Annotated in this window: 15 protein-coding genes and 1 pseudogene; 8 read left to right on the forward strand and 8 right to left on the reverse strand. The window is 68.7% G+C overall.

The genetic code is table 11. The features are described 5' to 3' along the window. Positions 1 to 49 precede the first annotated feature (49 nt). From JKL49_RS01375 to JKL49_RS01390, 4 genes are all read left to right on the forward strand, one after another. Positions 50 to 673, forward strand: coding sequence for a TetR/AcrR family transcriptional regulator (locus JKL49_RS01375; RefSeq protein ID WP_215337722.1), 624 nt, complete (start codon positions 50 to 52; stop codon positions 671 to 673). Positions 674 to 767: 94 nt separating this feature from the next. Further along, on the forward strand, positions 768 to 1,412 hold the full coding sequence (locus tag JKL49_RS01380) for a glutathione S-transferase family protein (protein WP_215337724.1): 645 nt from the start codon (positions 768 to 770) through the stop codon (positions 1,410 to 1,412). Positions 1,413 to 1,519: 107 nt separating this feature from the next. Continuing rightward, positions 1,520 to 3,805: an NADP-dependent malic enzyme gene (locus JKL49_RS01385; RefSeq protein WP_215337726.1), complete on the forward strand. Its 2,286-nt coding sequence runs from the start codon at positions 1,520 to 1,522 to the stop codon at positions 3,803 to 3,805. A 92-nt stretch (positions 3,806 to 3,897) separates the two neighbouring features. Continuing rightward, positions 3,898 to 5,205 carry an Hsp70 family protein gene (locus JKL49_RS01390; protein ID WP_215337728.1) on the forward strand — a complete coding sequence of 436 codons (1,308 nt, stop codon included), beginning with the start codon at positions 3,898 to 3,900 and terminating at the stop codon, positions 5,203 to 5,205. Here JKL49_RS01390 and JKL49_RS01395 read toward each other — a convergent pair. Continuing rightward, complete coding sequence (locus JKL49_RS01395) at positions 5,202 to 10,043, reverse strand: NAD-glutamate dehydrogenase (RefSeq protein ID WP_249778004.1); 4,842 nt, start codon at positions 10,041 to 10,043, stop codon at positions 5,202 to 5,204. The two genes, JKL49_RS01390 and JKL49_RS01395, sit on opposite strands and share 4 nt — an antisense overlap. A 201-nt stretch (positions 10,044 to 10,244) precedes the next feature. Continuing rightward, complete coding sequence (locus JKL49_RS01400) at positions 10,245 to 11,366, reverse strand: AI-2E family transporter (protein ID WP_215337732.1); 1,122 nt, start codon at positions 11,364 to 11,366, stop codon at positions 10,245 to 10,247. A 229-nt stretch (positions 11,367 to 11,595) separates the two neighbouring features. Here JKL49_RS01400 and JKL49_RS01405 point away from each other — a divergent pair. Together JKL49_RS01405 and JKL49_RS01410 are read left to right on the forward strand one after the other, a co-directional pair. Next, positions 11,596 to 13,097 (forward strand): annotated as a pseudogene (locus tag JKL49_RS01405) (helicase HerA-like domain-containing protein). Further along, positions 13,094 to 14,287: a DSD1 family PLP-dependent enzyme gene (locus tag JKL49_RS01410; protein ID WP_215337734.1), complete on the forward strand. Its 1,194-nt coding sequence runs from the start codon at positions 13,094 to 13,096 to the stop codon at positions 14,285 to 14,287. Before JKL49_RS01405 ends, JKL49_RS01410 begins: the two are co-directional and overlap by 4 nt. A gap of 5 nt (positions 14,288 to 14,292) precedes the next feature. Here JKL49_RS01410 and JKL49_RS01415 read toward each other — a convergent pair whose 3' ends face one another. The 3 genes from JKL49_RS01415 to JKL49_RS01425 all read right to left on the reverse strand — a co-directional run bounded on the left by JKL49_RS01415 (position 14,293) and on the right by JKL49_RS01425 (position 18,163). Continuing rightward, positions 14,293 to 14,451: a hypothetical protein gene (locus tag JKL49_RS01415; RefSeq protein ID WP_215337736.1), complete on the reverse strand. Its 159-nt coding sequence runs from the start codon at positions 14,449 to 14,451 to the stop codon at positions 14,293 to 14,295. Between the two features lie 99 nt (positions 14,452 to 14,550). Next, positions 14,551 to 17,157 (reverse strand): PAS domain-containing protein, encoded by a 2,607-nt coding sequence (locus tag JKL49_RS01420; RefSeq protein ID WP_215337737.1) that lies wholly within the window; start codon positions 17,155 to 17,157, stop codon positions 14,551 to 14,553. 223 nt (positions 17,158 to 17,380) lie between these two features. After that, on the reverse strand, positions 17,381 to 18,163 hold the full coding sequence (locus tag JKL49_RS01425) for an SDR family NAD(P)-dependent oxidoreductase (protein WP_215337738.1): 783 nt from the start codon (positions 18,161 to 18,163) through the stop codon (positions 17,381 to 17,383). Between the two features lie 60 nt (positions 18,164 to 18,223). On the opposite strand from JKL49_RS01425, the gene JKL49_RS01430 reads away from it, so the two are divergent. Both JKL49_RS01430 and JKL49_RS01435 read left to right on the forward strand, forming a co-directional pair. Further along, on the forward strand, positions 18,224 to 18,646 hold the full coding sequence (locus JKL49_RS01430) for a YkvA family protein (protein WP_215337739.1): 423 nt from the start codon (positions 18,224 to 18,226) through the stop codon (positions 18,644 to 18,646). A 32-nt stretch (positions 18,647 to 18,678) separates the two neighbouring features. Beyond that, positions 18,679 to 19,176, forward strand: a complete 498-nt coding sequence (locus JKL49_RS01435; protein ID WP_215337740.1) for a MarR family winged helix-turn-helix transcriptional regulator — start codon at positions 18,679 to 18,681, stop codon at positions 19,174 to 19,176. On the opposite strand, the gene JKL49_RS01440 is transcribed toward JKL49_RS01435, so the two are convergent. The 3 genes from JKL49_RS01440 to JKL49_RS01450 are packed head-to-tail and all read right to left on the reverse strand — an operon-like array spanning position 19,173 to position 21,402. Further along, positions 19,173 to 19,943, reverse strand: coding sequence for a molybdopterin-binding protein (locus tag JKL49_RS01440; RefSeq protein WP_215337741.1), 771 nt, complete (start codon positions 19,941 to 19,943; stop codon positions 19,173 to 19,175). The genes JKL49_RS01435 and JKL49_RS01440 overlap by 4 nt on opposite strands. Then, on the reverse strand, positions 19,940 to 20,785 hold the full coding sequence (locus JKL49_RS01445) for a cytochrome b/b6 domain-containing protein (protein WP_215337742.1): 846 nt from the start codon (positions 20,783 to 20,785) through the stop codon (positions 19,940 to 19,942). The genes JKL49_RS01440 and JKL49_RS01445 overlap by 4 nt, the downstream gene beginning before the upstream one ends. Before the next feature lie 11 nt (positions 20,786 to 20,796). Further along, positions 20,797 to 21,402 (reverse strand): hypothetical protein, encoded by a 606-nt coding sequence (locus JKL49_RS01450; protein ID WP_215337743.1) that lies wholly within the window; start codon positions 21,400 to 21,402, stop codon positions 20,797 to 20,799. Positions 21,403 to 21,497 lie beyond the last annotated feature (95 nt).

Genomic DNA, 21,497 nt, shown 5'->3' on the forward strand with positions numbered 1-21,497 from the left:
TAAAGTCCTTAACGGTAGTAAATTAATCGCCTCGGAGATTTGATTCGAAGTGGTACAGAACCAACCCCGTCCTCGCGGCCGTCCTCGCAGCTACGATCCCGCCGTGGCGCTGGATCAGGCGCGCGCGGCCTTCTGGAACACCGGCTATGCGGCGACCTCCCTGGACGACCTGTCGGCGGCGACCGGCCTGAACCGGCCCAGCCTCTATGGCGCATTCGGGGACAAGAAGGCCATGTATATCCAGGCCTTGGAGAAATCCCGGGCCGAGATCAACGCTGGGCTGGCGGCGGCGATGGCGCCCGAGGAGCATCTGCGGGTGGCTCTGACCCGGGTCTATGAGGCCTCGGCCGGCATCTATATGCGCGGCGACAGCGGGCCGCGCGGCTGCTTCCTGATCGGAACGGCGGTGACCGAGGCGGTGGACGATCCCGATATCCGCGACGTGCTGGCGAGCGCGCTCTCCGAGATCGACGCGGCCTTCGAGGCGCGGATTTCGCGCGCCATGGAGGTGGGAAATCTGCCCGGCTCCAGCGACGCAGCCGGCATGGCGCGGGTGGCCACCGGGGTGCTGAACGGCTTGGCGGTCCGCGCCCGGGCCGGCGGCGACCTGGCGACGCTGAGGGCCATGGGCGCCTCGGTGGTGGACCTGATCTGCGGGCGGGCGGGGCGTTAGGCCAAGCTCTGGTTTCCGGAGCCCGTGGCGACTATGAGTTCCGCCGCAGCGCGCCCGCTTCGAAGAGGCGCGCCGGATCTCGTCAGGAAACGCCATGAAGCTCTATTCCGCCGAACTCTCGCCCTTCGCCTCGCGTCCGCGTGTCGCCATCTACGCCAAGAACCTCCCCGTCGAGATCATGGCCCATCCCGGGGACCTGAAGAGCGCCGAATATCTGGCGATCAATCCGATGGGCAAGCTGCCGGCGCTGGTGCTGGACGACGGCACGGTGATCCCCGAGAGCGACACCATCGTCGAATATCTGGCCGACGCCTTCCCGGAGGCCAAGCTGCGGGCCACCAAGCCCGCCGACATCGCCCGCGGCCGGCTGATCGCCCGGGTGGCGGAACTCTATGTGATGGCCTCGGGCGGCGCGCTGTTTGGCCAGATGAACCCGGCGACCCGGGATGCGGCCGTGGTGGCCGACGCCTTCGAGAAGCTGGAGAGCGGCCTGGAGCACCTCAACGTCTTCATGACCGAAGACAAGTACGCCGTCGGCGACGAGATCACGACGGCCGACTGCGCGCTCGTTCCCATGCTGATGTTCGTGGGGGTGTTCGGCATGGTGTTCGGCAAGGGGGATCTGCTGGCCAAGCACACCAAGGTCGCCGCCTATTGGGGCCGCGTGCAGCAGGAGCCGGGCGCGGCCAAGGTGCTGGCCGAGATGCAGGCCGCATTGGCCGCCCGCCGAGCGGGCTGAGCCTTCCCTGCGCGGGCAAGCCGCGACAGGTTGTTTCAAGGCGCCGGCCTCTGTAGGTTGGCGCCCTTCATTCAAAAGCCCCAGCGCCGCAAGGACACGCCGCCCCTATGAGCGACGAAAAACGCACCTTCACCGATGAGGAAGCCCTCAGCTTCCACAAGTACCCGACGCCCGGGAAGATCGCGATCGTCGCCACCAAGCCGATGGCGACCCAGCGCGACCTGTCCTTAGCCTATTCCCCGGGCGTCGCGGTGCCGGTGCTGGCCATCGCCGAGAATCCCGAGCTGGCCTACGACTATACGTCCAAGGGCAACCTGGTGGCGGTGATCTCCAACGGAACGGCGATCCTGGGCCTGGGCAATCTGGGGGCGCTGGCCGCCAAGCCGGTGATGGAGGGCAAGAGCGTGCTCTTCAAGCGCTTCGCCGACGTGGACTCCATCGACATCGAGGTCTCGGCCACCGATCCGGACGAGGTCATCACGGTGATCAAGAACATCGGCGTGACCTTCGGCGGCATCAATCTTGAGGATATCAAGAGCCCCGAGTGCTTCCGCATCGAGACCGAGCTGCAGGAACTGCTGGATATCCCGGTGTTCCACGACGACCAGCATGGCACGGCGATTATTTCCTGCGCGGGCCTGATCAATGCCTGCCACATCACCGGCCGCGACCTGAAGGACGTGAAGGTGGTGCTGTGCGGGGCCGGCGCGGCGGGGATCGCCAGCCTGGATTTGATGAAGGCCATGGGCGTGCGCAGCGAAAACTGCATCGCCGTGGACAATACCGGGGTGATCTATCGTGGCCGCACCGCCGGCATGAACCAGTGGAAGTCGGCCCACGCCGTCGACACCGACGCCCGGACGCTGGCCGAGGCCCTGGTGGGCGCGGACGTCTTCCTGGGCCTGTCAGCCAAGGGCGTGCTGACCCAAGAGATGATCATGAAGATGGCGCCCAATCCGCTGATCTTCGCCATGGCCAATCCCGACCCTGAGATCCTGCCGGAAGAGGTGCACGCCGTGCGCCCCGACGCCATCGTCGGCACCGGGCGCAGCGACTATCCCAACCAGGTCAACAATGTCCTGGGCTTCCCCTACATCTTCCGCGGCGCCATGGACGTGCGCGCCCGCCGGGTGAACCTTGAGATGAAGATCGCCTGCGCCAATGCGCTGGCCCAGCTCGCCCGCGAGGATGTTCCCGACGAGGTCGCCGCCGCCTATCACGGCGAGCAGTTGAAGTTCGGCCCGCAGTACATCATCCCCTCGCCCTTCGATCCCCGGCTGATCTGGTACATTCCGCCCTTCGTGGCCCAGGCGGCCATGGACACCGGTGTCGCCCGCAAGCCCATCGAGGACATGGACGCCTACCGGGCCTCCCTGGCCCAGCGGCTCGACCCCACGGCGGCCTTCCTGCAGAAGCTGCAGGGGACGGTCCAGGCGGCGCCCAAGAAGCGCATCGTGTTCGCCGAGGGCGAGGAGCCCAGCGTGATCCGGGCGGCCTACGCCTTCGAGAGCGCCGGCCTCGGCCAGGCCGTGCTGGTGGGCCGCGAGGACCTGGTGCGCGAGAACATGACGCTCGCCGGTCTCGACCCCGAGGTCGTGAAGCTGGAGATCATCAATGCCCGGCTGTCGGACAAAAACCCGCAATATGTCGAGTACCTCTACAGCCGTCTGGCGCGGCAGGGCTTCCTGAAGCGCGACGTCCAGCGGCTGATCAACCAGGACCGCAACTCCTTCGCCGCCTCGATGGTGGCGCTGGGCCACGCCGACGGTATGGTCACCGGTGTCACCCGCTCCTACGACCAGGTGCTGGAAGAGGTTCTGCAGGTGATCGACCCGCTGCCGGACGGCCGGGTCATGGGCATGAGCGTGGTCCTGGCCAAGGGTCACACCCTGTTTATCGCCGACACCAACGTCACCGAGATGCCCGAGGCCGACGAACTGGTGGAGATCGCCCTGCAGGCGGCCCGCACCGTGGCGACCCTCGGCTACACCCCGCGCCTGGCCTTCATGTCCTATTCCACCTTCGGCAACCCCATGGGGCAACGGAGCGAGAAGGTGCGCGACGCCGTGGCCATACTCGATGAGATGGACGTCGACTTCGAATACGAGGGCGAGATGCCGCCGGAATTGGCGCTCGATCCCGAGAAGCGGGTCAACTACCCGTTCATGCGCCTGACCGGGCCCGCCAATGTCCTGATCATGCCGGCCATCCACTCGGCCGCCATCTCCACCCAGCTGGTGCAGGCCGTCGGCGGGGCGACGGTGATCGGCCCCCTGCTGCTGGGCCTGTCGAAATCGGTGCAGATCTGCCCGCTCTCGGCTTCGGTCAGCCGCATCCTGCAGATGGCCACCGTGGCCGCCTACGAGCAGGACCTGGTGGAGGCTCAGGCGTAATGCGCCGGGCCGTGCTCACGAACTAAGCGGGTCGCGCGCCGTTGGGTGGGTGGCGATCCGTCGCCTCTCACCCGTTCTAAGGATTGCGCGGCATGGCCGGTACGATCGGCATCGATTTCGGGACCACCAACACGGTCGTCGCCCTGGCGGGTGGCGAGGGTCCGGCCACGCTCGTCAACTTCCCGGCGCCGGAAGGAGAGCTCTTCGCCTTCCGCTCGGCGATCAGCTTCCATGCCCCGGCCGAGCGGCCCAACGACCGCACGGTGGAGGCCGGCCCCTGGGCCATCGACGCCTATGTCGAAGACCCGCTGGAGACCCGCTTCATCCAGTCCTTCAAGAGCTTCGCGGCCTCCGAAAGCTTCACCGAGACCCAGATACTCGGGCGCCGCTACCAGTTCGAGGACCTGCTCTCGGCCTTCCTGTTGAAGCTGCGCGACCATGCGGGGTCAGGCCTGGCGAATATGCCTGACCGCGTGATCGTCGGGCGGCCGGTGACCTTCGCCGGCGGGGCGCCCAATCCGGAGCTCGCCCTGCGCCGCTACGAGACCGCCTTCGCGCGTCTCGGGTTCAAGGACATCCTCTACGCCTACGAGCCGGTGGGGGCGGCCTTCTTCTTCGCCCGTGAACTGAAGGCCGACGCCACCGTGCTGGTGGGCGACTTCGGCGGCGGCACCAGCGACTTCTCGATCATCCGCTTCAGCCGCCAGGACGGCGAGATCCAGTCCACGCCCCTGGGGCGCTCAGGCGTGGGCGTGGCCGGCGACGCCTTCGACTACCGGATCATCGACCACCTGGTCTCGCCGGAACTGGGCAAGGGCTCGAGCTACCGGTCGTTCGGCAAGACCCTGCCGATCCCCAACCGCTACTATTCCACCTTCGCCCGCTGGGACCAGCTGGCCCTGATGCGGGCCAGCCGCGACATGCGGGAGATCCGCAAGCTGGTGCGCGAGGCCGTGGAGCCCGACAAGATCGCCCGGCTGGTGGAGACCCTGGACGAGAACTACGGCTACCTGCTGTACCGCTCGGTGAGCCGGCTGAAGGAGGCCCTGTCGCGGGACGCCTCGGCCCAGTTCCGCTTCCAGGCCGGCAGCATCGAGATCGTCCGCGACGTTGAACGTGCGGAGTTTGAGGGCTGGATTTCGCCGGAGCTCGGCCTGATCGAGACTGCCGTCGACGAGGCCCTGGCCGAGGCTGGGCTGGCGCCCGGCCAGATCGACCGCATCTTCCTGACCGGCGGCTCGTCCCTGGTGCCGGCGGTGCGGGCGATCTTCCACCGGCGGTTCGACTCCGACCGCATCGAGAGCGGCAGCGAGCTGGAGTCCATCGCCTCGGGCCTGGCCCTGATGGGCCGCGAGCGCGACCTCGACCGCTGGTGCCGCCGGGCCGAGCTCTCCGCCTAGCCCTTCTTCTCCACCGTCGCGCTGGCCGCCAGTTCCCGCAGGGCGGCGTTGGCGATGGTGAGTTTGGCGAAGGTCCAGCCGCCGCCGGCCGCCTCGATCTCGGCGATGGATTTGGAGGCGGCCTGGGCGGCGTCGCGGCGTAGGGCGGTCCAGGAGGCGATGGCCTTGCGGGCCGCCTCCGGGGTTTCGCCCGCCTGGGCGCTGGCGGCGAAGGCCATGATCGACCTCGTCAGCACCGCCTGCTCGGCCAGCAGGTCCTCCAGCAGGCGGCGGACCGCGGTGCGCTCGAAGGCGTCGCCGGCCGTGAAGCCCCCCGCCGCCGCGCGAAGGCGGTCGAAGGCGAAGACCGCGCCGGTCTGGTGATAGAGCCTGGCCACATTGGGCAGGGCCCAGGAGGAGGCCTCGGCCAGGTCAACGAGATCCACCGCCGTGGTGAGCGGCTGCAAGTTGGCCACCTGGGCGGCCAGCGCGTCGGGCGCGCCGGCCTCCACCAGCTTGGCGATCTGGCCGAGGGTGCGGGTCTGTTCGACCTCCGACAGCACCTCGGGCCCCAGCTTGCGCAGGATCGCGGTGCCGGGACCATAGCGCTTGATCAAGGCCGCGACGTCGGCGCCGGTTCGGCCTGCGCGCCGGGCCAGCCAGAAGCTTTCCCCGCGCAGGGTGTAGGCCAGGCGGCGGAACAGGGCCATCTGGCCGGCGGCCGGGGTCTGGCCCGGAATCTTGGGGTCGAGGGCTGCGACCGCGTCCCAGAGGGCGGGCAGGTCCAGCACGGCCTTGGCGGCCTCGTAGCCGGTGACGAAGGCCCGCACATCGCAGGAGGCCGCCGCCATCAGGCGTGAGGGGAAGCTCGGGCCGCAACGGTTGATCACGTCATTGGCCACCACGGTGGCGATGATCTCGCGGCGCAGGCGGTGCTTGCGAAGAGCGTCGTCGTACTTGCGAAGCCCCTTGGGGAAGTAGCCCTCCAGCACCGCCTCGAAGTGCGGGTCATCCGGCGCGGACGAGGCCACGAGGTCGTGGGACAGCTCCAGCTTGCCATAGGCCAGCAGCACCGCCTCCTCGGGCCGGGTCATGCCGAGGCCGGCGTCGGTGCGCGCAGTGATGACGGTGGCGTCGGGCAGGCCCTCCACGGCGCGGTCCAGGCGGCCGGCGGCCTCCAGACCGGTCATGAAGCGGGCGTGGGGCTCCAGCTCGCCGACGGAATCCAGGTCCATCAGCGACAGGGCCAGGGTCTGGTCGTAGTTGTGGGCGAGCACATGGGCGGCCACGTCACCGGTCATCGACTTCAGCAGCTTGTCGCGCTTCGGCCGAGTGAGAATTCCTGTTCGTTCAAGAATACCGGTGGCGATCTTGATGTTGACCTCGTGGTCGGAGCTATCGACCCCGGCGGAGTTGTCGATGGCGTCGGTGTTTATCTTGCCGCCCTTGAGGGCGAACTCGATGCGGCCGGCCTGGGTGAGGCCGAGGTTCGCACCTTCGCCCACCACCTTGACCTGCAGGTCCGACCCATTGACCCGCAGGGCGTCGTTGGTCTTGTCGCCCACCTCGAGATGGCCCTCGGTGCGGGCCTTCACATAGGTGCCGATGCCGCCGAGATAGAGCAGCTCGGCCGGCGCCTTGAGGATGGCGCTGAGCAGTTCGGCGGGCGTCGCGGTCTCCGCGGTGATCTCCAGCATGGCCCGCACCTCCTTGGAGAGCGGGATGGACTTCAGGTTTCGCGGGAAGACCCCGCCGCCCTTGGAGATCAGCTTGCGGTCATAGTCGTCCCACGAGGAGCGCGGCAGCTCGAACATGCGCGCCCGCTCGGCATAGCTCTTGGCGGTGTCCGGATCGGGATCGAGGAAGATATGGCGGTGGTCGAAGGCCGCCTGCAGCCTGATCACCGGCGACAGCAGCATGCCGTTGCCGAACACGTCGCCCGACATATCGCCGACGCCGACGACGGTGAAGGGCTGCGTCTGGATGTCCTTGCCGAGTTCGCGGAAGTGGCGCTTGACCGCTTCCCAGGCGCCGCGGGCGGTGATGCCCATGACCTTGTGGTCGTAGCCCGCCGACCCGCCCGAGGCGAAGGCGTCCCCCAGCCAGAAGCCGTAAGACTCGGCGATGCCGTTGGCGATGTCGGAGAAGGTGGCGGTGCCCTTGTCGGCGGCGACGACGAGATAGGGATCGTCGGCGTCGTGGACCACGACGTTCTCGGGATGGATGACCTTGCCGGCCGGGGTCAGGTTGTCGGTGATGTCCAGCAGGCCCTGCAGGAAGGTCGTGTAGGCCCGGATGCCCTCGGTGCGGATGGCTTCCGCCGTCCCGCCCTTCGGCAGCTGCTTGGGATAGAAGCCGCCCTTGGAGCCGACGGGGACGATGACCGCGTTCTTGGTGTTCTGCGCCTTGGCCAGCGCCAGGACCTCGGTGCGGAAGTCGTCGCGCCGATCGCTCCAGCGCAGGCCGCCGCGCGCCACCGGACCGAAGCGCAGGTGGACGCCCTCGACATGGGTGGCCCAGACGAAGATCTCTCGGAACGGCTTGGGCAGGGGCAGGTCGGCCAGCTCGCCCGACGCCACCTTGAAGCTGATGTAGGGCTTGGACGAACCGTCGGGATTGGGCTGGTAGTAGTTGGTGCGCTTGATGGCGCCCACCAGCAGGGCCAGGCGGCGCAGCACCCGGTCGTCGTCCAGGCTTTCCACCAGCTGCAGGGCCTCGACGATCTCGGCCATCACCGCGTCGGCCTGGGTCTTGCGGGCTTCCAGGCTGGCCTTGATGGCCGGATGGAACTTGGTGCGGAACAGATCCAGGATCAGGCGGGCGACGCCGGGATGGGCTGACAGGGCCTCTTCCTGCACCCGCTGGCTGGGATCGAGGCCCGACTGCTGGCGGTGGCGGGCCAGCGCCCGGATCAGGGCGGCGTCGCGCCAGGTGATGGACAGCTCCAGCACCAGGCGGTTGAAGCCGTCGTTCTCGGTCCTGCCGCTCCAGATGGCGACGAAGGCGTATTCGAAGGCGGCCTTCACCTCGGCGAAGACCAGATGCTCGCCGCGTTCGTCGTCCAGCTCGAAGTCGTGGATCCAGACCGGCTGGGCGGCGGCGCGGGTGACCGGGAAGCCGGTCTCCACCATGGCCTTCAGGCCCATGTTCTCCAGGATCGGCAGGACATCGGCGAGCGGCGCGGGGGCCGCTGGCCTATAGAGCTTGAAGCGGAACTGGGTCTTGCCGTCGCTGGCGCGGCGATAGGCGCGGACCCGCACGGGTTCCTCGGGCTCCAGGCTGTCGATCACCGCGAGATCGGCCAGGGCCTCGGCGGCGTCATAGCGGTCGCGATAGCCGGCGGGGAAGGCCCCGGCATAGCGGGTCAACAGGTCGGCGACCTCGGCCGTGGCCCGGCCGCTGGCGCGGACGGCGGCGTCGAAGCGATCCTCCCAGGTGCGGCTGGCGTTGGCGATCTCCGCCTCCACCGCCTTGAGGTCGGGGTGGAGATGGTCTCCCGGCGTGAAGCCGATGATGAAATGGACCCGGGCCAGGGGCGCGTCGGAGAAATAGGGGTAATAGGCCGAGACCCGGCCGCCGTAGGCGCGGGCCAGCAGTTCGCCGGCCTTGGCTCGCAATTCGGAATCGTAGCGCTCGCGGGGCACATACAGCAGGACCGAGGCGAAACGGTCATAGGGGTCGGGGCGCTCAAACAGCCGTACGCGGGGCCGGTCGTAGAGGTGCAGGACGGCAAGCGCGGTGGCCAGCAGGTCGGCCTCGCTGGCCTGGAAGAGCTCATCGCGCGGGTGGTTCTCGACGATGTTGCGCAGCCGTTTTTCGTTGTGGCTGCCCGGGGTCGCTCCAGCCTTGGCAAGCAGATTGGCGACCTTGGCCCGCAGCAGCGGCACGTCGCGGGCTGGCTCGTCATAGGCCTCGGAGGTGAACAGGCCGACGAAGCGGATCTCGCCGCAGGGCTTGCCGTCGGCGCCGTACCGCTTGATCCCCACATAGTCCATGTAGCCGCGACGGTGGACGCGGGAGCGGACATTGGACTTGGCCACCGTCACGGGGGGGTCGGTGAGGCGCGAGCGGATCTGGGCGGTCAGCACGGCCGGCTCGGAGGACCGGCGCAGGACGGTGCGTTCGGGATCACGCAGCACGCCCAGGCCGTCTTCCGGCTGGTATAGGGGTTCTTCCGGCGCGTAGTCGCCGTTCTTGAGGCGCGGGTATTCGTAGACCCGGGCGCCCAGATAGACGAAGTGCTCGTCGTGCAGCCAGGACAGGAAGGCGACGTCCTCGTCGCGGACCTCGCTCTTCGGCGCGGCCTGCAGCTCGGTGATGGCGCGGGCCATCAGGTCCAGCATGGCCGGGAAGTCGTCCACGGAGGCGCGGACGTCGGCGAGCGTGGTCTTCAGGCCGGTCAGCAGGGCGGCCTCGCGGTCCTTGCCCACGGTCTCCAGCACCACCTGGATCATGGATTCCCGGCGCGGCGTCCCGCTTTGCGCGCGCAAACCCTTCTTGTCGCGAGCGACGCTGACGATGGGATGGAACATGGCGCGGACCGACAGGCCCTGGTCGCCGATCTCCCCCATGATGCTGTCCACCAGGAAGGGGGCGTCGTCCTGCACGATCTCCAGCCAGTCGAGGCCGGCCTGCCCATGCACCAGGCGGATAGCTGGGGCCTTGCCCTTGCGGGTTTCGGCGAAGGTCCAGAAATCGGCCAGCGCTGCGGCCAGGTTTTCCGGCGGTAGCTCCGGCAATTCGTCAGGCGCCGCGTCAGCCGCCGCCTGTCCGATGAAGGCGCGGCTGGCCTCGGTCTCGGGGACCAGGGCGAGGAAGGCCTTGATGAGGGCGTTGGCGGACTTGGACCGGCGGGTCATGGGCATGCTCCGGACGCGAGAACGCCGCCGGAGGAGAGTGTCCGGCGGCGCCTGGTTCCGCCAAGGGGGTGTGGCGGAACACTCGGTCCTCGCGTCGCCCGGGGGCTGAGAAAGCGGGCGGTGAGGAGTCGGGTTGGGCCCGAGCCACTCTCAGATAGGCATTGAACGGCCAAGTTTAAGACCCCGGTCTTGCGCCCCGTCTCACGCTTGCGTGACGGCGGGCTTGCGTTTCGGTTTCGGCGTTTCGTCAGGGGCGATCCCGGCCTTCCGGTCTCGCAGTTTCTCGGGCTCCCCGTCGGCGGACAATAGCACTGCGACCCAGCGGGTTCCGTCGAACTGGGCGAGGATGACCATGGCCATCACCGTCAGCGGGGTGGACAGGAACATGCCGGCCACCCCCCAGATGGCGCCCCAGAAGGCCAAGCTGAGCAGCACCACCAGCGGGTCGATGTTCAGGCTCTGTCCCTGCATCCGGGGCAGCACCACATTGCCCACGACGAACTGGATGGTCTGCAGCACCGCCAGCAGGACGATGGCCGGCCAGATGGGCTCGAACTGGATCAGGGCGAAGATCGGGGGCGCCAGGATGCCCACCGCCCCGCCGATGATCGGGATGTAGGAGGCGATGAAGATCAGGAAGGCCCAGAACACCGCGTTGTCGAGGCCCAGAACCGCCATCACCACCCAGGAGCCGACGGCGATCATCAGGCCGGTGACGGTCTGCACCCAGAGGTACTGCTCCACCCCGTCGCGGATCCGGTGGAAAGCCTCCACCGCCTCTCGCCGGGCGGCCCGGTTGGAGGACAGTCCCACCAGCTTGCGCTCGAAGGCGTGCCGCGAGGCGATGATGAAGCCGAGATAGATCAGGATGAAGATGGCGTTGGAGGCGAAGTTCTGGATTCCCCGGGCCACGTCCCCCAGGTACTTCGTCGGGTCGAGACGCCGGAACAGCTGGTCGATGGTGGGGGCGACGTCGACCCCGGCCACATTGGCGACCTGGGCGATCAGCTTGTTCAGCTTGGGGACATAGGTGACCAGCTGGGTGGCGAAGCTGGCCCCGTTATCGGCGATGACGAACAGGGCGCTGCCGAACAGCAGGATGGAGACCACCAGGGCCAGCGGCATGGCGGCCCTGGTGGGCAGCCACTTGAAGCGCCGGTTCAGGACCCGGGCGAAGCCGTCGATGACGATGGCCAGGAACATGGCCATGGCCGGCGGGGTGAGGATGTCGGCCATCCAGTAGATGGTCGCGCCCACGGCGATCACCGCCAGGGTGACCAGGCAGATGCGGGAGACGTTGATGGTCGGTTCGGCGGCGGGCATGGAGCCGACTGTCCTCGGGGTCGAAGGTGGCGTCAATCAACGCTGTCTACGCTGATTTCCGGGAGATGAAGCTGCGTTGTTCGCCGGTTTTGACGTCCGCCGGGCAAGGCTGAGCCACAACGCGCGAGTTTGGCGAAATGAACTCCCACGTGACAATTGTTTACGCTTGCCCGTGGCGACGCAGGCGCGCGGGCGATAGCGTGGCGGCGCAGTTCCACGGAGCATTCTCATGGCCGACGACGGCGTCCTGATCGGGTTTTCCGATCATCCTGAAAGCCTGCGGCTGGACCGCGCCAACCGTCACGGCCTGGTGGCCGGGGCCACCGGCACCGGCAAGACCGTCACCCTGCAGGCCTTGGCCCAGGGACTGTCGGACGCCGGCGTGCCGGTCTTCGCCGCCGATGTGAAGGGCGACCTCTGCGGGATCGCCGCGCCCGGCGCGCCCAACGAAAAGATGCTGGCCCGCGCGGCCGCCATGAACCTGGAACTGCACCCGGCCGCGGCCCCGGTGGTGTTCTGGGATCTGTTCGGCGAGCAGGGCCATCCGATCCGCGCCACGGTCTCGGAGATGGGACCGCTGCTGATCTCCCGCATGCTGGAGCTCAACGACGTGCAGGAGGGCGTGCTGTCGGTGGTGTTCCGCGCCGCCGACGCCGAGGGCCTGCTGCTGCTGGACCTGAAGGATTTGCAGGCCGCACTCACCTACACCTCCGACCACGCCAAGGAACTGGGCGCCCGGTACGGCAACGTCTCGGCCGCCACCGTGGCCACCATCCAGCGCAAGCTGCTGACCCTGGAGGACCAGGGGGGGCCAATCTGTTCGGCGAACCGGCGCTGAAACTTTCCGACCTGATGCGCACGGACGGCGCGGGGCGCGGCTATGTGAACATCCTGGCCGCCGACAAGCTGATCGCCAGCCCCAGGCTCTACGCCACCTTCCTGCTGTGGCTGATGAGCGAGCTGTTCGAGGAGCTGCCCGAGGTCGGCGACCCCGACAAGCCCAAGCTGGCCTTCTTCTTCGACGAGGCCCACCTGTTGTTCCGCGACGCCCCCAAGCCGCTGCTGGAAAAGGTGGAACAGGTGGTTCGCCTGATCCGGTCCAAGGGGGTCGGAGTCTATTTCGTCACCCAGAACCCGGCCGATATTCCCGAGACCGTGCTGGGTCAGCTGGGCAACCGCATCCAGCATGCCTTGCGGGCCTATACCCCCGTTGAGCAGCGGGGCCTGAAGGCCGCCGCCGACAGCTTCCGCGCCAATCCGGCCTTCGACACCGCCGAGGCGATCCAGGCCCTGGGGGTCGGCGAGGCCCTGGTTTCGATGCTGGACGAGAAGGGCGCGCCGACCATGGTGCAGAAGACGATGATCCGGCCGCCCAATTCCCGGCTTGGACCCCTGACCCCGGCGGAGCGCACGGCGGTGATGGCCGCCAGCCCTGTGCACGGGCTCTACGATGAAGCCCAGGACCGGGAATCGGCCTTCGAGAAGCTGGCCGCCCGCGCCACCGCCGCCTCGGAAGCCGCCGCCGCCCCGCCGGTTCAGCAGAGCCGACCCGCGCCGGCGCAGCCCTGGGGCGACGATCCCGCGCCCGCCCGTCGTCCGGCGGCGCGCGCCTCCAGCCGCCAGTCCATGGGTGAGCCCTTCGCCAAACAGCTGCTGCGCACCGTGGCCAGCACGGCGGGCCGCGAGATCATCCGCGGCCTGATGGGCGGCCTGAAGCGTAGCCGCCGATGACCAGCGAACGCCCCCTCGAGGCCATCACCGCCGAGCTCGGCGCCCTGGCCGACCGCCCCTCCACGGCGCTCTCCCTGGCCCTGATCGGCCAGCCGGGCTCGCGGTATCAGATCCCCACCCCAGCCGGTGTCATCGATCTCGACGCCTTCGATCGCAACGTGGCGCGTATGGCGGCGCGGGCGAAGGCGGCGGGTCTGGTCCTGCGGCCCCATGCCAAGTCGCACAAGTGCGCGGCCCTGGCGCGGCGGCAGATCGCGGCCGGCGCGGTCGGGGTCTGCTGCGCCAAGCTGGCCGAGGCCGAGGCCCTGTCGGCGGCGGGCATCCGCGGCATCCTGATCACCTCGTCCCTGGCGGGGCAGCCCTCGGCGGCGCGCGCGGCCAGGCTGGCTGGGATCGACCCGGATTTCGCCATCACCGTCGATCATCCCGATGGCGCGACCGAGATCGGGGAAGCCGCCCAGGCGGCGGGCGTCACCGTGCGCGTGGTCCTCGACGTGGACCTGGGCATGGGCCGGACCGGCGTCGCCAGCGTCGACCAAGGCGTGGCGGTGGGCGCGGCGATCATCGCCCAGCCGTCGCTGAAGCTGTTGGGAATCCAGGGCTATGGCGGTCACTGGCAGCACATGGCCGGCGCCAACGAACGCACCGCCGCTGTGGCCGACGGGATCGGCAAGTTGACGGAGGTCGCCGCAGCGCTGCGGGCCCAGGGCCATGTGTTCAGCCTGATCACGGGCGGTGGCACCGGCACCTTCTCCGCCGACGCGGCGCAGGGGATTCTGAACGAGATCCAGGCCGGCTCCTACGCCTTCATGGACCGCGAGTACCGCGAGGCCCTGGGCGATGACGACGACGGGGCCTTCGAGACGAGCCTGATGGTCCAGGCCCGGGTGATCAGCGCCAACGCCGAACGCTGGGTGACGGTGGACGCGGGGCTAAAGGCCTTCGCCACCGACGGCCCGGAGCCTGAGCCGCTGGGCGAGGCCTGGGCGGGTTCCAAGTATCGGTTCTTCGGCGACGAGCACGGCATGGTCACGCGGCCCCGCCACAGGGCCGTGGCGCGGGGCGAGCGGGTGGAGTTCACGGCGCCGCACTGCGACCCGACGATCGATCGCTATGACCTGCTGCACCTGGTGCGAGGCGACGTGCTGGTGGACCTTGTCCGGGTCGAGGGGCGCGGCGCCTCGCAGTAGGGGGACTATTTCGGCTTGTCGGCCGGGGCGTCCTTGAAGGCTTCCTTCACCTCGTCCTCAGTGATGCGGGCCTTGGGATTACCCGGTTGGCCGAGGTTCTGTTCCTCGGTGCCGTCGCCCATCACGCCGGGCTGGGAGCCGTCGTTCTTCTGCTCTTGGGTCATGGTGCGCCTTTCGGGCTTTCGTTGCCTGAGGAGAACGGCTCCCCTGTCGGTCTGTTCCGGTCAGGCGCTTTGGGTCAGATCAAATCCCGGCGTGAGACCCTAGGTGGAGGCCCGGGCCAGGGCTTCGCGCACGGCGGCGCTGAGCTGCTCGGCCCGGAAGGGCTTGCGGACCACGGGCCAAGTGATCTCCGCGCCGCCTTCGGCAAACTCGTCGCCCGCATAGCCGGTGGTGAGCACGATGGGCAGGCCGGGGCGCTGGCTGCGGGTCCAGCTGGCCAGCTCTACCCCGTTCATGCCGCCGGGCATGACGATATCGGAGATCAGCAGGTCGAAGGCCTGGCCGGTCTTCAGGCGGGCCATGGCCGAGGGCCCGTCGACATCGGTGGTCACGTCGCAGCCCATCTCCTGCAGCAGGCTCTCGGTGACGGCGCGGACGGCGGCGTCGTCCTCCACCAGCAGAATGGAGGTTCCGGCCGCCCAGCTATCGTCGCTGGGTTCGCGCGGCGCTTCAACCGTGGGTGCGGCGTCCACGGCCGGCACGTAGAGGGTGACGGTGGTCCCTTCGCCGGGCCGTGAGTCGATGGCCACGGCCCCGCCGCACTGGCTCATGAAGCCATAGACCTGGGCCAAACCGAGACCCGTGCCCTTGCCCACTTCCTTGGTGGTGAAGAAGGGCTCGAAGGCGCGCCGCAGCACCTCGGCGCTCATGCCTGTACCCGTGTCGGCGACGCTGACGGCCACGTAGTCACCGGGTGTCGCGCCCGAGACCTGACCCTGCGCCAAGGTCAGGCGGCGGGTGAGGATCTCGATCCTGCCGTGGCCTTCCACCGCATCGGCGGCGTTGACCACCAGGTTCAGCAGGGCGGCCTCGAACTGGGCGGGGTCCAGGCGGGTGGCGCCGACGCCGGCCTCGCAGTCCACGGTCAGGTCGATGGATTCGCCGACGGCGCGGCGCACCAGGGGCTCGACCTGCTCAATCAGGGCGCCGACATCCACCACCTCCAGCTTCAGCTCCTGGCGGCGTGAGAAGGCCAGCAACTGCCGGGTCAGGCGTTCGCCGCGACGGCCGGCGGCGAGCGCCGCCTCCGACAGGCGCTTGACCCGGGCGGTGTCGGCCGGGTTCTTCAGGATCATGTCCAGCCCGCCGATAACCACGGTCAGCAGGTTGTTGAAGTCGTGGGCCACGCCGCCCGTCAGACGGCCGACGGTCTCCAGGCGATGGGCCTGGGCGAGCGCGGCCTCGGCCCGGGCGCGTTCCTCCAGGCTGGCTTCCAGTTCGCGGGTGCGTTCGGCGACGCGTTCCTCCAGGTGGCGGCGGGCCTCGACGATCTCGGTGACGTCGGAGGAGGAGCCGAACCAGCGGCGGATCGTGCCGTCCTCCTCGCGGATAGCCGAGGCGCGCGCATTGAACCAGCGCCAGACCCCGTCGTGGCGGCGCAGCCGGTGCTCCAGATCGAAGGGCAGGCCGCCCTTGATGGCCTGGGACCAGGCGCCCTGCAGGTCGTCGCGGTCGTCGGGGTGGACCGCGTCCAGCCACTTGTCCCCCAGGTGCTGGGCGGCGGGGACGCCGGTGAAGTCGATCCACTGGGGGCTGAAGTAATCGAAGTCGCCGTCGGGCCGCGCCGACCACAGCAGCTGGGGCAGGGAGTCTACCAGGGCGCGGACCCGGGCCTCTCCGCCGCGCAGCTGGGTCTCAGCGGTCTTGCGGTCGGTGATGTCGGAGCAGGAGCCGATATAGCCGAGGAACTTGCCATCGCGGTCGAAGCGCGGGGCGGCGGCTTCGTCGATCCAGCGATAGGCGCCGTCGTGGCGCAGGATGCGGTACTCCAGCCGCGCCCGGCTGCGGGCCGCGAAATGCTCGTCATAGGTCGCCAGGACCCGGGCGCGGTCCTCGGGGTGGACTTCTTCAAGCCAGCCTCGAGCCAGTTCTTCCTCCATCCGCCGGCCGGTGAAGGCCAGCCAGGAGGCGTTGAACCAGATGGCGCCCATGCTCGGGCCGCTCATCCAGATCATCACCGGGGCGGCGTTGGCGATGTGCTCGAACTCGTCGCGGCTGCGACGGGCCTCTTCCTCAGCGGCGCGGACCGCCTGGTCGGCGAGGCGCTGGTCTGTGACGTCGTGGAAGCTGACCGCCAGGCCTTCCCCCAGTTTCATGGCGCTGGAGCGTATCCACCGTTCCTGGCCGTCGATGACGCGGCGGACATCCATCTCGTCGGGGACGCCGGCCTCCAGCGCCTTGCGCAGGCGCTCGATCATTTCGATGGTGGTGTCACCGGTGAAGACCTCGCTCACCCGGCGTCCGGCCAAGCCCTGACCGGCCGGCGCCATGCGGTCCGCGGCGGGATTGGCGTAGGCCCAGACGAAGTCGGTCACGCGGCCCGCCTCGCGCACCGGCTCCATGATCACAAAGCCGTCCAGGGCCTGTTCCTGGAAAATGCGGAACCGCGCCTCCACCGTCGCGCCCTCCTGAACCGCCAGGCGCAGCGCCTTGGCGATAGCGACGGTCAAGGCGGCGGTGACGACAAAGAGGAGCAATTGAACATGCTGCTGCCGCCAGGACTCCTCCATCGGCGCCTTGGGCAACCAGAGAATCCAGACCGCGCCGGCGCTCAACGCCGTGGCGAGCAGGCCGCCCCGCAGACCTGCCACAAGGGTGGCGAACAGGACGGCGGGATAGAAGGCCATGTAGTTGGGGGGCAGCGCCATCAGCAGGCCTGCCAATTCGCGCAGGACAACCGCGACGGAGACGGCGGCTGTGGCGGCCAGATAGCCGACGGACGGGCGTTTGATCGCGACTGCGAAACGCTGCGCCCACCGACCAATCATAACGCGAAAATGCCCCCACTCAGGGTTTCGGACACACCGAACCCCTTATCGGAGGGAACGTAAAGCGTGGCCTTACGGTTCCCTCCGCCGCGGGCGGTTCAGATCAGCGCGGAGCCATGCGGATGGCGCCGTCCAGACGGACGTCTTCACCGTTGAAGTAGCCGTTGGTGATCATGGTCAGGGCCAGTTGCGCATAGTCGTCGGCCTGGCCGAGGCGCTTGGGGAAGGGCACGGAATTGGCCAGGGCCTGCTTCACGGCTTCCGGGGCGCCGCGCATCAGCGGGGTGTCGAAGATGCCGGGCAGGATGGTGTTGACCCGGATGCCTTCGCTGGCGAGGTCACGGGCGATGGGCAGGGTCATGCCGACCACGCCGCCCTTGGAGGCCGAATAGGCCGCCTGGCCCATCTGGCCGTCCTCGGCCGCCACCGAGGCGGTGTTGACGATGGCGCCGCGCTCGCCGTCCTCCAGGGGCTCCAGGTCCAGCATGCCCTTCGCCGACTTGGCGATGCAGCGGAAGGTGCCCACCAGGTTGATCTGGATGATCAGGTTGAAGGCGTCGAGGGGGAAGTGCTTGGTGGCGCCAGTGGCCTTGTCGCGGCCGGCGGTCTTGATGGCGTTGCCGGTGCCGGCGCAGTTGACCAGGATGCGTTCCTGGCCGTGGGCGGCGCGGGCCTTGGCGAAGGCCGCGTCGACTTCCTCTTCCGAGGTGACGTTGCACTTGCAGAAGACGCCGCCGACATCTTTTGCGACCGCTTCGCCAGTTGCTTCGTTCATGTCGAAGATGGCCACCTTGACGCCGTGCGCCGCCAGCTGGCGGACCGTGGCTTCGCCGAGGCCCGAGGCGCCGCCGGTGACAACCGCGGCGATAGAGGAATTGAGTTTCATGGACGCGTCGCTCCCGGTTCTGTTTAGATCAGGTCTTGTTTCACCCGAGGCTTTAGCCCGATGAGCGGCAAGTCAAAAGCGTCACCCAACGTCAATGGCGCCGGTTTCGACGCCACCGCGGCGATCGACCCCAAGCACGCCCTGGTCCCGGCGGTGCAGAAGGTCAATGAGCAGCGGGTGGCGCAGGGCTTCTGGCCCAAGTTCCGCAAGGTGGCGGCCAAGATCCCGTTCGCCGACGACGTGCTCTCGGTCTGGTACTGCGCCCGCGACCCCACGACACCCAAGGCGGCCAAGGGGCTGATGATGGCGGCGCTGGCCTATTTCGTCCTGCCGACCGATGCGATCCCCGACATCCTCGGCGTGATCGGCTTCACGGACGATGCGGCGGTGTTCGCCGCCATGTTGGCGCTGGTGGGCAAGAACCTGAAGCCCCGCCACCGCGAGGCGGCCCAAGGCTTTCTGGCGCGGATGAAGGGCGACTAGGCCGGCCGCCCCCGATCCGGTAGCCTTTCAGGATGAGCCTCCCGTCTGCCAAGCGCGCCAAACCTCAGCCGAAGCCGGCGAACGTCGGCGACCTGCTGCGCCTGGACCTGCAGCTCTGCTTCGCCCTCTACAGTTCCGGCAACCTGATGAGCCGGCTCTATCGGCCGCTGCTGGAGCCGCTGGGCCTGACCTATCCGCAGTACCTGGCGATGATGGCCCTGTGGGAGGCCTCGCCCCAGACGGTGGGCGGCCTGGGTCGCAAGCTCAGCCTGGATTCAGGCACTCTGACGCCGCTGTTCAAGCGGCTGGAGAGTGCGGGCCTGGTGACGCGGGACCGCGATCCGCAGGACCAGCGCCGCGTGCTGATCGCTCTGACGGACGCCGGCGCGGCCCTGAAGGCCAAGGCCGCCGACATTCCCTGGACGGTGCTGTGCCAACTGCCGCTTCCCCCGGAGGAGGCCGTGGCCCTGAAGGCCACCCTGACCCGGCTGGCGGCGGGCCTGGCCGAGCTGGTGGCCGACGAGGACTAGATCCCGGCGTACCACTGGTAGCCGCGGTCTTCCCAATAGCCGCCCCGGCCGCGGCCCAGCGCCGCGAAGCTGTCGATGGCCTCGATGCGCATGACGTACTTGGCCATCTTGTAGCCCAGCTGCCGCTCCAGCCGCAGGCGGACGGGCGCGCCGTGCGCCACCGGCAGGGGGGCGTCGTTCATCTCGTAGGCCAGGATGGTCTGGGGGTGGAAGGCGTCGGCGATGGCGATGGTCTCGTAATAGTCGCCGCTGCCGTCCAGGGTCAGCTCCAGGGTGTCGGCGCAGAAGAAGGCGATGTAGCGCGCCTGGGGTTTGAGGCCCGCCCGCTTCAGCAGGGGGCCGAGCCGCGCGCCGCGCCATTGGGCGATGCTGCTCCAGCCCTCGACGCAGTCGTGGCGGGTGATCTGGCTGCGGGCCGGCTGGGCGTGAAGTTCCGCGAGGGACAGGCTGAAGGGCCGCTCCACCAGCCCCCCGATCTGCAAACGCCAGTCCGCGAAGCCCTTGGCCGCCAGGGCCTGGTAGTCCTCGCTGTCGGGATTGGTGGTGCCGTTGGCGCGGAAATCCGGCGAGATGGCGCTGCGGTCGTACTCGCGGGCCAGGGCCGAGCGGCCGACGAACAGGCCGTGCAGGCGCCGGTTCAGGGCCTCGGCGCCGTCCAGGGTGGCGTTGACCTGGGGGGACTGGGTGAGCTTGTCGCAGGCGGCGGCGGTCAGGCCCACGGCGGTGGTGAGGCCGCCGCGCAGCCAGGCTCTGCGGGTGGCGGTCATGGCGCGTCCTTCTCAGGGGTTTCAGGCTTGAGGACGAACCATCCGGTGATCATGGAGCGCAGCTCATTCACCGGCCCGGCCAGGACCACCATCACGACGTGAAGAACCACAAAGGCCAGGATGCCGCTGGTGCTGAGGAAGTGCAGGGTCCGCGCGGTCTGCCGGCCGCCGAGGAGCATCGCCAGGTGCAGGCGCGCGTCCACCGCCGGCGACATGGCCAGGCCCGTCAGCAGCATCAGCGGCAGCAGTCCGAACACGACGGGCAGGTAGGTCAGCTTCTGCAGGACGTTGTAGCGCCGGGCGTCCTCGCCGCGGGGGAATTTCAGGCGGGCGTGGTCGGCGATGGCTCTGGGTAGGTGGGCCAGGTCCTCGCGGGTGGGGACCATCTCCCGCTGCAGCCTGCGGCTGATCAGGCCGGTGGCCAGGTAGAGCGCGCCGTTCAGCACGAACAGCCAGGCGAAGAAGAAGTGCCAGCGCCGCCCGGCCCCGAGGTCGAGCTCGCGAGGCAGGGTGAGCCAGGCGGGGAAGGCCCGCGCGCTCATCGACCCGTCCGCGCTGGCCGACGCGCCCAGCAGGCCGGTGGTGTCGAGGTTGATCCCCGGCGCGATCAGCCGGCCCGTCGGCTCGCCCTGGCTGCCCATCCCGCTGACGATCTGCGCGAAGGGATCGGCGAACCGCGCCGTCTCGCCCCAGTAGAAGGCCGGATGGCTGCAGAGGATCTGCAGGCCGCTGAGCAGCAGCACCACCAGGCTTGCGAGGTTCACCCAATGGGTGATCCGCACCACGGCGGGGTGGCGGTAGACCAGCAGGCCTCCGCCTTCCAGGGGCTTGTCGGGGCGCATGGCGGCCCGCCTTACATCGGCGGAGCCTTGCCGTTCTCGCCGATCGCCACGCTGTTGGTGATCAGGCCGTTCGGGGTCTGGATGGCGGCCATGAACACTTTGGAGCCGGGCTGGACCAGGGTCCGCGCGCCGGGGACGATCTGCACGATGGGGGTCTTGGCCGGCACGACGATCTTGCGCACGCCGGTGGAATAGCTGACGTCGAAGGCGCTGCCGGACTTGCTGGCGACCACCTTGCCGACGGTGCCGTTGGTCATCATCGAGCCCTTCTTCAGGTCCCAGCCGTAGTGGCCCTCGCCCATCTTCACGCCGGGCGGGAAGACGTGCACCTCGAGCGAGCGGCCGGTGCCGTCCTTCTGTGGCATCTCGGCTGTGCCGATGAAGCTGCCGGGCACGATCTGCGCCGCCGTGACGGACTTGGTGATCTGCACGGTCCAGTCCTTGGTCAGGCCGACGGTGAGCTTCTTGCCTTCACGGGAAGTCAGGTTCAGCGAAGTGGGGGTGACGGCGGTGATGACGCCCCGGACGAACTGCGGCGCGGGCGGCGCGGCCGGTTGCGCCAGCGCCGGGGCGGAGGCAAGCAGGGCGGCGGCGATGGAAAGAGCTACGTGCTTCATGACAGCCTCTGGCGGGGCTCGGCCTTGCCGAGCGATGGTGCTTTCATCCGCTCTCCGGCCGAGCAGGTCAAATTCAATTTTACACAAGCGATTCC

The organism is Phenylobacterium glaciei (assembly GCF_016772415.1).
Classification (GTDB): Bacteria; Pseudomonadota; Alphaproteobacteria; order Caulobacterales; family Caulobacteraceae; genus Phenylobacterium; species Phenylobacterium glaciei.